At 66.5% G+C, this 8,168-nt stretch carries 8 protein-coding genes; 2 read left to right on the top strand and 6 right to left on the bottom strand.

From position 1 onward, the window contains the following. From VNK82_14555 to eutM, 6 genes are all read right to left on the bottom strand, one after another. Window positions 1-452, bottom strand: a 452-nt coding sequence (locus VNK82_14555; GenBank protein ID HXE92173.1) for an ATP-binding cassette domain-containing protein, incomplete at its 3' end; no start/stop codon positions are given. Further along, entirely contained in the window at window positions 452-2,695 is a 2,244-nt protein-coding gene (locus VNK82_14550; GenBank protein HXE92172.1) for an LptA/OstA family protein, read from the bottom strand. The genes VNK82_14555 and VNK82_14550, both read right to left, overlap by 1 nt. A gap of 260 nt (window positions 2,696-2,955) precedes the next feature. Beyond that, window positions 2,956-4,680 carry a single-stranded-DNA-specific exonuclease RecJ gene (gene recJ / locus VNK82_14545; GenBank protein HXE92171.1) on the bottom strand — a complete coding sequence of 575 codons (1,725 nt, stop codon included), beginning with the start codon at window positions 4,678-4,680 and terminating at the stop codon, window positions 2,956-2,958. 5 nt (window positions 4,681-4,685) lie between these two features. Further along, entirely contained in the window at window positions 4,686-5,147 is a 462-nt protein-coding gene (locus tag VNK82_14540; GenBank protein ID HXE92170.1) for a hypothetical protein, read from the bottom strand. Between the two features lie 69 nt (window positions 5,148-5,216). After that, window positions 5,217-6,974: an aldehyde dehydrogenase family protein gene (locus VNK82_14535; protein HXE92169.1), complete on the bottom strand. Its 1,758-nt coding sequence runs from the start codon at window positions 6,972-6,974 to the stop codon at window positions 5,217-5,219. A gap of 114 nt (window positions 6,975-7,088) precedes the next feature. After that, on the bottom strand, window positions 7,089-7,394 hold the full coding sequence (eutM, locus tag VNK82_14530; GenBank protein HXE92168.1) for an ethanolamine utilization microcompartment protein EutM: 306 nt from the start codon (window positions 7,392-7,394) through the stop codon (window positions 7,089-7,091). A 153-nt stretch (window positions 7,395-7,547) separates the two neighbouring features. On the opposite strand from eutM, the gene VNK82_14525 reads away from it, so the two are divergent. Both VNK82_14525 and VNK82_14520 read left to right on the top strand, forming a co-directional pair. Beyond that, window positions 7,548-7,826: a DUF507 family protein gene (locus VNK82_14525; GenBank protein ID HXE92167.1), complete on the top strand. Its 279-nt coding sequence runs from the start codon at window positions 7,548-7,550 to the stop codon at window positions 7,824-7,826. After that, window positions 7,823-8,098 carry a DUF507 family protein gene (locus VNK82_14520; protein ID HXE92166.1) on the top strand — a complete coding sequence of 92 codons (276 nt, stop codon included), beginning with the start codon at window positions 7,823-7,825 and terminating at the stop codon, window positions 8,096-8,098. The genes VNK82_14525 and VNK82_14520 overlap by 4 nt, the downstream gene beginning before the upstream one ends. The last annotated feature ends 70 nt before the right edge of the window (window positions 8,099-8,168 follow it).

The raw sequence follows: 8,168 nt of genomic DNA, 5'->3' as shown, positions 1-8,168 counted from the left end.
CTGCGGGCGATCTCCACCCGCCGGCGCTCCCCGCCGGAGATGGCATAGCCGGGGTTGCGGCGGATCTGCGCCAGCCCCAGCTTCTCGATCAGTTCCTCCGCCCGTTCCCGGCGCTCGTGCCAGGAGATGGGCTGGGCCTCCAGCACCGCCAGGATGTTCTCCTCCACGCTCAGCTTGCGGAAGATGGAGGGCTCCTGCGGCAGGTAGCTGATGCCGTACCGCCGCGCCCGCAGGTACATGGGCACGCTGGTGATGTCCTGCCCGTCGAAGGTCACCCGGCCGCTGTCCGGTGGTGTGAGGCCCACAATCATGTAGAAGGTCGTGGTCTTGCCGGCGCCGTTCGGGCCCAGCAGGCCAACTACTTCTCCCTTATGGACTTGCAGGCTGACCCCGTTAACCACTCGCCGCCCGCGGTAGGATTTGCCGATGTCGTCCGTCGCCAGTGTCTGCATTACTTCTTCGAGACTCGGGTCTGGGTGACGCTGCGGGTCGAAGGGCTGCTTTCGACCAGCACCCTATCATCGCGACTGTAGAAAGTCAACGAATCGCCCGTCGTGGCGCCCAGTTCGGCATCAAAAATGCTAGGAAGTTGCTGCGGCGTGCCCGTCAGGACGAACTTCCCCTCGGCCGCCGTGTACACTAGGCGCTCGCCCGACGCCCTCCGCTCCCCCTCCCAGACCCCTACCCGTCCTTGCGCTACGGCCTGTTCCAGCCGGCTGGGGCCCTCCCTGCCACCGGGGCGCAGCTCCACTTCAAGCCGGTCAGCGGCCACGCTGAAGCCTGCGCCACGGAGCGTCACCCCGCCCTCGAAGTGCGCACGACGCTCGGCGTCGGAGTATCGCAGGGTCGTGGCGGTAACGTTCACGGGGGTCAGATTGCCCTTCTCATCGGCCTGCACGAAGACGGTGGAGACCTGTCCGCCGCTACCGGCGTTCGCCCGCAGCGTGCGGTGTTCACGGTCGAACTCGACCGCCGGCGCCTCGATCACATTCGCGCCCTGCCACAGGCGAACCCCTCCCGAGTAGCGCGCCGTGGCCGACGCCCGGCGCGCCACCATCGATCGCGCCGTCACGTGGATGGGATTATTCCCGGAAAAGACCGACGCCCCGGCCTGCCCGCCCGCCGGCTGGTACGTGGTCTTGACGTCGCCTTCGGCTGTCGCCTCGCCTTCGCGGCGGGAAAACCGAAGCGTCTGCGCCGTGGTGGACATCGCCCCTTCGGTGAAGCGCGGCGAACCGGTCAGCACGATCTCATCTGCGGCCGGCAAGTAGCGGGCCTTCTCTGCGCTTGCTGTGCGCGCCCCTTCCGTGTAGCGCACATCGCCTTCCTGCTCGACGGCGGAAACCGATCCGTCCTCGCGGAAGGTCGCCAGCACCTGGCGGCTGGTACTCACGCGCAGCGGCCCCCCCGGCACGTTCGACGTGATGCGCGCATCAGGCGCGCCCCTTAGCGATTGCAGCCGATTCCCTTTCCCAAATGCGGCCTCGAACGCCGCGGCGGTGATCACTGTGGACGCCGCCGTCCCAGAGATCGGTGTCAGCGTGATCTGCCCCGCGCCGACGGTTGCCGCTTTCTCCAGCCACTTGCCTTGCCGCACTTGGAAATCCAGCGCATCGGCGGCAATTTCGACCCTCTGGCCGTCTTCAAATCCCCTGCGGCGCAGGCCTTGCGGCCTGCGCTCCAGGCGCGCGTTCTCACTGGCGCGGACACGGGCCAGGCGGTTGCCCGGCGCGAACTCCAGCAGGACGCGCCCGGCAGTGGCCTTCATGGCCGCTCCGTCCGACGATTCCATGGTCACGCCGCCGGAAAGGATGGCGCTCTGCAGCATCTGGGCGGCGTTCAGCAGGAATTCGGCGCGCGGCGCCCGCAGCGTGGCGGGTGAGGCGCCACCTTCCGCCGCCGTCACGTTCCCTTCGGCCATCACTCGTTCCACGGTATTGTCGTCTCGCAGCAGCACCCGCACACGATCCGCCTCGAAATGCTGCTCCCCCTGCTGCGCCCGCACCTGCATCAGCTCCACCTGCCGCGGCTCCTTGCTGATGACTCCGCTCGCGGCGTTGATCACGGCTTGCTTGCTTCCGGAGCGGATCTCGATCTGCGACCCCAGGCGCAGCACATTCGTGGCCGAGTCGTAGCTTGCCCCCACCGCCGTGCCGCTCGCCCAGGGGACGCGGAACTCCAGCTTCTCGCGCGTCTCGGCCTTGCCCGTCTTGTGGTTGAACACCAGCCCGCGCGTCTTGAGATGGATGGGGTTCTTCAGTTCGACCGGCGGCGCCAGGTCAGGACGCTCGGCTCCTTCCACGTCCGATTCCAGGTCGATGTGCACTTCGCCCCGGGCCGCGATGTTGCCGGTGTCGGGGTCGTATTCGAAGTCGGAGCCGTAGATCTGGTCGAAGCGGTTCGCGCGCCGCCCGTAGATCACCACGCTCACGTCCTTCAGCTCGGCCCGGCCCCCGGCGGTCAGCCGGACGGCGCGCGAGGCCTTCACCGTGAACAGCGTGCGCCCGCCCTCGGAGCGCGAAAGCGTGAAGCCCTCCGTGCTCTGCTGGATTTCGACCCCCAGTTGCTTGGGAAGCTCGCGCGCTACGCGCCGCTGCGCCCAGCGGCCGGCCGCGTACCAACCGGCCACCACCAGCACCAGCAGCACCGCCGCCGCCGCAAACCACCGCCGCAAACGTGGGACATCGAGGGTCATGCAACAAGTCTACGTGAAAGAAGCGTCAGCGAACCGTTTGGAAGAACTGTACTTAACTGGAGATGGCCGACGGTGCCCCACGTTCGCGCCCGCAAGTGGCGCGTACGTGGGTGATGTCTTCTTGGCGTCGATCCCATGTCTGCGCCGAACACCACGGCGCAGACATGGGGCACCGACCGCTCTCACCTGTTCCACAATGACAACAAACGGTTCGTAGAGATGTTGCTTGCAACGGCTAGCAGACGCATCAAGCTCCGTCTCTACGAAGGCTTGGTCACATCCGCTACGTTCAGTTGCAGCCCGCCGAATTCCGGATGGCTGTTCCCTTCCACGGTGAAGGCCAGGTCCACGACGTCGCCCGCCGCCAGCTCCGTAGCCTTTTCTGCCCTGCGCCAGCCGAGCGCGTCGAAGGCGCGGCGGATCCTGCCCTCGCTGTCGGGCTGCGCCACACGCAGCTTGAGGTGTTTTTCCTTGAGAACCTGCGGAGGCTGCAGGATGCGCACATCGCGCGCCACGAACACCGGCTGCGGATTCCCCACGCCGAACGGCTCGAGCGGCGCGAGCGACCGGTAGAGCGCCGGCGTCACGTCATCGAGCCGCAGTTCGTCATCGTATTTGAGCACGGGCACAAAGTCGTCCTCGGTGAGGCGGGCGCGGGCGTGTGCATTCATCGCGGCGCGCAGTTCGCCGATCCGCGCACTGGGCAGCGCGAAGCCCACGGCGTAGGCGTGCCCGCCGTAGCGCGTGAACAACTGCCGGCAGGATTCGAGCGCATCCAGCAGGTGGAAGGCGTGGATGGAGCGGCCCGAACCGTGCGCCTCTTCGCCCTCGCGGGAAACCACCAGCGTCGGCCGGTTATAGCGCTCGACCACCCGCGTGGCCACGATGCCGATGACGCCACGATGCCAGCCTTCGCCGTCCACGACCAGGCAGTAGCTTTCGCGCAACGCCCGGTCCTCCTCCAGGCGCTGGAAAGCTTCTTCGACAATGCGGCGCTCCTCCTGCTGCCGCTCGGCGTTTAGCGCATCGAGGCGCGCGGCCAGCTCCCGCGCGCGGGCCTGGTCGCGCGCCGAGAACAGTTCCACCACGTCGTGCGCGATCTGCATGCGCCCGGCGGCGTTGATGCGCGGCGCCAGGCGAAACGCCACGTCGCTGGTGGTGAGCGGCCGCCGGCCGTCCAGCGACGCCACTTCCATCAGCGCTTTCAGGCCGGCGTTCGCAGGCGTACGCAGGCCTTCCAGGCCCAGGCGCGCGAACACGCGGTTCTCGCCTTCCAGCGGAACGGCATCGGCAATGGTCGCCAGCGCCACCATCTTCAGGAACGAGGGCAGGAGCCGCTCGCGACCGATCTTCTCCAGCAGCGCCTGCGCCATCTTGAAGGCCACGCCCGCGCCGCACAGCGACTTCGAGGGATACGCGCAGCCCGGCTGGTTGGGATTGAGCACCGCGAACGCTTCCGGCACGCCCTCTTCCGGATGCGGCAGGTGATGGTCGGTGACGATCAGGTCCACGCCCGCCCGTCGCGCGGCTTCGGCGGCGGCGAAGGCGCGGATGCCGGTATCCACGCTCACCACCAGACGTACGCCGTCGCGCGCCGCCTGCTCGATGACGGAATCCTTCATGCCGTAACCGTCGCGTATGCGGTGCGGGATATGGAAGCCGGCCACGCCGCCCGCCAGCTCGATGGCGGTCTTCAGGATGACGATGGCGACTGTGCCGTCAACGTCGTAGTCGCCATAGATGAAGATCGGCTCTTTGCGGGCGATGGCCGCTTCCAGACGCGCCAGCGCCTGTTGCATGCCGGACATGGCGAACGGCGAGTGCAGGTCGGACAGGGAAGGAGCGAGGTAGCGCCGCGCTGCTTCCGGCGTGGAGATGCCACGGGCGACGAGGATGCGCGCCGGAAGCGGATCGAGTCCGGCGCTTTGGCAAAGAGAGGAAACGAGAGCGGGATCAGGCGCTGCCGCGCGACGCTGCCAGCGCACGGCGGTCAGCGCTCGTCGTCGGCGCCGGCTTCGTCGCCCACGTTGCCGAAGTCTTCCGCCAGATCGAGCAGCGCTTCATAGCGTTCGTACCACTCGGTGGAGACTTCGTAGAGCAGCGCCGTCCCCTGGTACAGCCAGCCGAGCTGCACGAACCCGGTTCGGCCGATGTAGGTGCGCAGCCAGCGCGCTTCTTCCAGGTCCTCGGGATCGGCGCGGCGGGAGCGGTTCAATCGCTCCACCAGCGTGTCCACTTCCTGGCGAGTCAGCGGGCCGCCGTGCATCGAGAGGAAAGTCGCGCCGGCGCCTTTGGCCAGCTCGACGAAATCCTTCCAGGAATCCGGCGCGTCGTTCTGGTCCCACAGGACGGTCTGCACCTCCTCGCCCACGTAGCCGTGGAAGCGTCGCAGTCCATGGCCCTCGATGAAGGCGGTCATGTCGTCCATCAGGCTGGTGAGGTCGTCCTGCATCAACGCACCGCGCAGGAGTATTTGAGCACGGAACGATTGGCCAATGCTACTGCAGAGAACGGAAGCCGGTCAGGATTCGGTCGGCACCAGAACGTCGCGTCCTGCGGCCAGGTCGCGGGCCGCGGGCGTGATGATGGTCCTGGGACCGATCAGGATCTTCTGCTTGCGCTTCAGCGCCACTTCCACTTCCGCAACGCTGACGAAGTCCACCGCCCGTGGTTTGGGCCGCACAGCCGCGGCCGGAGCGGGAGCAACCGGAGCGGCAGGCGGCGCCGGCGCCGCAGCCGCTGCCGGCTTGCGTGCCAGGAAGCGCTCCACGGCGCGCGCGGCTGCGATGCGCTCCGGCAGGGCGAGCACCACCGGCTCCACGGGCTTCTCGCCCGCGCAGGCGCAGGCTGTAGCCGCGGTGGCTGCGGGCGCAGGGGCCGCGATCGCGACCGGCTGTTCCGCAGCCGTGACCGGGCGCTTTTCATAGGCCACGCGCTTGAGGTTCACCAGGTGCATGGGCGAGATGTTGTCCGAGGTGATGTTGCCGCCCATGGCGCCGCAGCCCAGGGTCATCGCCGGAAACAGGTTGGTGGTCGCGCCGATGGAGCCCTGCGGCGCGGGGCTGTTGACTACGATGCGTCCCGCCGGCATGCGCACCCCGAACTCACGGATTGCCTGCTCGTCGCGGCTGTGGATGACCACCGTATGGCCCAATCCGCCGAAACGCAGCAGGCGCTCGCACAGGTCGAAGGCGGCGGCGCGGTCAGGCGCGAAGTAGAGCGCCAGCACCGGCGAAAGCTTTTCCGCCGAGAGCGGATGCTCGCGTCCCACGCCGGCGAGCTGCGCCACCAGCACGCGCGTCCCTTCCGGCACGCGAAAGCCGGCCAATTCCGCCACGCGCGGGGCAGATTTGCCGACGAATTTGGGATTGATGGTATGGGCCTCGAGGTTGACCATCTGCTTGCCCAGGGTGTCGATCTCTTCCGGCGTCAGAAAGTAGGCCTCATTCCGCCGCAGCTCCTCCATCACCGATTGGCGGACAGCTTCTTCGGCGACGATGGCCTGCTCCGAGGAGCAGATGGTGCCGTAGTCGAAGGTCTTGCCGAAAACCACGTCCGCGACGGCTTTCTTCACATCGGCGCTGCGCTCGATGAACGCCGCCACGTTGCCCGGACCCACGCCGAACGCCGGCTTGCCGGAGCTGTAGGCCGCGCGCACGATTCCCATACCGCCCGTGGCCAGCACTACCGCCGTGCGACGGTGCTTCATCAGCTCCTGCGTGCCCGCCTGCGAAGGCGTCGTGAAGCAGCAGATGACGTCTTCCGGCGCGCCGGCTTGAATCGCGGCCTGCCTCATGAGCGACACCACTTCGCAGGTGCAGCGCATGGCCGAAGGATGCGGGCTCACCACGATGGCGTTGCGTCCCTTGAGCGCAATCAGGATCTTGTAGATGGCGGTGGAGGTCGGATTGGTCGAGGGCAGAATGGCCGCCACCACGCCCACTGGCACGGCCACTTCGATGACGCCCGCAGCGGCATCCTCGCGTACCACGCCCACGGTCTTCATGGCGCGAACAGCCTCGTAGACGCGCTGGGAAGCGAACAGGTTCTTTTGAATTTTGTCCTCAACGCGCCCGTAACCGGTTTCTTCCACGGCCAGGCGCGCCAGTTTCTCGGCGTTGGCCGTGGCCACGGCCGCCATCGCGTCGATGACCTGGTCCACCTGCTCGACCGTAAAGTGCTGGAACTTCAGGAAGGCGGCGTGGGCGCGATCAACCAGATCACGGACCTCGGAAACGGAGCGATCTTCAGGTGTCGCAGCCTTGGCTGTTTCAGGCATCGGGCAATTGTCGAATTGAGGAAGTTTCGAATTGACGAATTGAAATACGGGAGCGCGGCCTGGGTGGTGAATCAGTTCAAATTCGGCAATTCGTCAATTCGACAATTCCTCAACTCAGCCCAGCATTCCCTTCTTGGGCGGGGCGTTGCCGCTGATCATGGGCAGCGATTTTTCCAGGTCGCCGTGGGGACGCGGGATGACGTGCACGCTCACCAGCTCGCCCACGCGGCGGGCGGCGGCGGCTCCGGCGTCGGTGGCGGCTTTCACGCTGGCCACGTCGCCGCGCACCATGATGGTCACATAGCCGGCGCCGATGTATTCCTTGTGGACCAGTTGGACGTTGGCGGCCTTCACGGCCGCATCAGCGGCCTCAATGGAACCTACCAGCCCCTTGGTCTCGATCAGTCCCAGCGCTTCCATGGCGTCTCCCCTCGGATTCGCGGCTACGCGCGTGCCGGCTGGCTGCAGCCGGGTAAAGCTACCACGCAGGGTAGCGCGGGTCAACGGACGCGGGCCGCGGAAGCGGTATGCTAGAATTTTCTGTTCCATTCATAGCGTTTCCCCACATCTGTCATGCATCTATCCAGAGAATATGTGGGCTATCTGGCCCGCGAAGTCGTGAAACGGCTGATTGCCGGCGAGTTCATCGAGAGCAAGGAGCCAGCCGCGGTCACCGCCCGCGTGAACGAGGCGATGCTCGAGGAAGTGACGCTCGAGGACCGCATCAACGACGAGGTGCGCGCCATCCTGGAGCAGTATTCGGAGGAGATGCGCCGCACCGGCGCCAGCTACCAGGAGATGTTCAAGAAGGTGAAGAACGAACTGGTGCGCAAGTACAAGGCGGTGCTATGAGGCTGAGCCGCGACAAGGTGAACAAGCTCGCCCACGTCATCGCCGACACCCTGGCCGAACTCGACGCGGTGGAGTTCCTCGAGGACCGCAACACCATCCGCCAGGAGGCCCGCCGGCTCCTGGAAGAGTTGCTGAAGGAAGAGGAGAAGATTGACGCCGTCGCGCGGCAGAAGATCGAGAACCAGAAGCGCACCATCCTGGAAGGCTCGGCGGAGTGGGACATCCTCTATCGCAAGTATTACAACGAGGAAGTGAAGAAGCTCGGCATCTAGGCGGAACGCTCGGGAGTGCGCTTCGCCCCTCTTCTGGACCGCTTCGTCCCCGCGAAGTGCTGGCTCTCTC

This window comes from Terriglobales bacterium (assembly GCA_035573675.1).
Classification (GTDB): Bacteria; Acidobacteriota; Terriglobia; order Terriglobales; family Acidobacteriaceae; genus DATMAB01.
This window is presented reverse-complemented; position numbering and strand designations above follow the sequence as displayed.

Coding starts and splice junctions, on each gene's coding strand:
- VNK82_14550 (HXE92172.1), bottom strand. CDS start 2,695: ATGACCCTCGATGTCCCACGTTTGCGGCGGTGGTTTGCGGCGGCGGCG.
- VNK82_14540 (HXE92170.1), bottom strand. CDS start 5,147: ATGCAGGACGACCTCACCAGCCTGATGGACGACATGACCGCCTTCATC.
- VNK82_14535 (HXE92169.1), bottom strand. CDS start 6,974: ATGCCTGAAACAGCCAAGGCTGCGACACCTGAAGATCGCTCCGTTTCC.
- eutM (HXE92168.1), bottom strand. CDS start 7,394: ATGGAAGCGCTGGGACTGATCGAGACCAAGGGGCTGGTAGGTTCCATT.
- VNK82_14525 (HXE92167.1), top strand. CDS start 7,548: ATGCATCTATCCAGAGAATATGTGGGCTATCTGGCCCGCGAAGTCGTG.
- VNK82_14520 (HXE92166.1), top strand. CDS start 7,823: ATGAGGCTGAGCCGCGACAAGGTGAACAAGCTCGCCCACGTCATCGCC.